Origin of the sequence: Sphingomonas sp., assembly GCF_035490575.1 — a bacterium.
GTDB lineage: Bacteria > Pseudomonadota > Alphaproteobacteria > Sphingomonadales > Sphingomonadaceae > Sphingomonas.
In genome coordinates, this window is sequence record NZ_DATJLI010000064.1 from 1 (window position 1) to 1520 (window position 1520).

At 70.3% G+C, this 1520-nt stretch carries 2 protein-coding genes; both read left to right on the forward strand.

Translation table 11 applies throughout. The annotated features are described in order from the left end of the window. On the forward strand, positions 1-382 hold a 382-nt coding region (locus VL973_RS04875), incomplete at its 5' end, for a dihydrofolate reductase (protein ID WP_325282907.1). A gap of 59 nt (positions 383-441) precedes the next feature. Next, the gene (locus VL973_RS04880) at positions 442-1371 is read left to right on the forward strand and encodes a bifunctional riboflavin kinase/FAD synthetase (protein WP_325282908.1); all 930 of its coding nucleotides are present in this window, start codon (positions 442-444) and stop codon (positions 1369-1371) included. Positions 1372-1520: the final 149 nt, after the last annotated feature.

A 1520-nucleotide genomic window follows, 5' to 3' on the forward strand; every position in this document is an offset into this window, starting at 1 on the left:
GTTCAAGGCGATGACGATGGGCAAGCCGATGGTGATGGGCCGCAAGACGTTCGACGGCTTCCCCAGCCCCCTGCCCGGCCGCCGCCACATCGTCCTGACCCGCGACCGCGCGTGGCAGGCACCGGGGGCGGAGGTCGCGCACGATCCCGACGCCGCACTGAGGCTGGCGGGCGACGTGGCGGAGGTCGCGGTGATCGGCGGGGCGGAAATCTTCGCGCTCTACCTGCCCCGCGCCACCCGCATCGAGCTGACCGAAATCCACGCCAGCCCCGACGGCGACGCCACCGTCCCCGCCTTCACCGGCTGGCGCGAAGTCGCCCGCGCCGACCACGCCGCCGACGGCGACCGCCCCGCCTACAGCTTCGTCACACTCACCCGCTGACCCCCGGTCAGAAAGGCCGGGATAGGCAAGCGCATTTACCGTCCGTATAGGCGCGGGCCATGGAGCGGCTGGACGGCGGCTCGCCGGTCCCGGCGGGCGTGCGCGGCGGGATCGTCGCGCTCGGCAATTTCGATGGATTCCACCTCGGCCACCAGGCGGTGATCGGCCGGGCGGTGGCGCGTGCCCGTGCCGAAGGGCGGGCGGCAATCGTCGCCACCTTCGATCCGCACCCGATGCGCTTCTTCCGCCCCGACAGCGCCGCCTTCCGCCTGACCACGCTCGACCAGCGGCAGGAATTGTTCGCCGCCGCCGGGGCCGATGCGATGCTGGTGTTCGGTTTCGACGCCGCGCTCGCCAGCCTCAGCGCCGAACAATTCGCCGATCGCCTCGCCGGGCCGGTCGGTGCGGGCGGGGTGGTGACCGGTGCCGACTTCACCTTTGGCAAGGGGCGCACGGGCAATGTCGCCAGCCTGACGACGCTGGGCGATGCGCGCGGCTTCTCGGTCGATACCGTCGCGCCGGTGCTGGCGGGCGGCGCGCCCGTCTCCTCCAGCCGCATTCGCCAGCACCTGATCGCGGGCGAACCGCGCGAGGCCGCCGCTTTTCTGACCCGCCCCTTCGCGATTCGCGGGGCCGTCGAACATGGCGCAAAGCTCGGTCGTCAGCTCGGCTATCCGACGGCCAACCTGTCGATGGGCACCTATCTGCGCCCGCGCTACGGCATCTATGCGGTACGCGGCCGCCTGCCCGACGGGCGCGTGCTGGACGGCGCCGCCAATCTCGGCATCCGCCCCACGATCGAGGGCGCGCCGACCGAGCTGCTCGAACCCTATTTCTTCGATTTCGACGGCGATCTCTATGGCCAGACGATCGAGGTCGCCCTCATCGACTTCATCCGGCCAGAGGCAAAGTTCGACAGCCTCGACGCGCTCAAGCACCAGATGGCCCGCGATTGCGACACCGCACGGACAATCCTGACAAGCACCTAGCTTGCCGAAGGGGGGGCGAACGCCGTAAGGCCGCGCGCACCCATGACTGACACACCCGAACCCGCACGCGACTGGCGCGACACCGTCTTCCTGCCCAAGACCGACTTTCCGATGAAAGCGGGCCTCGCGCAGAAGGAACCCGCGATTCT

Coding starts and splice junctions, on each gene's coding strand:
- VL973_RS04880 (WP_325282908.1), top strand. CDS start 442: ATGGAGCGGCTGGACGGCGGCTCGCCGGTCCCGGCGGGCGTGCGCGGC.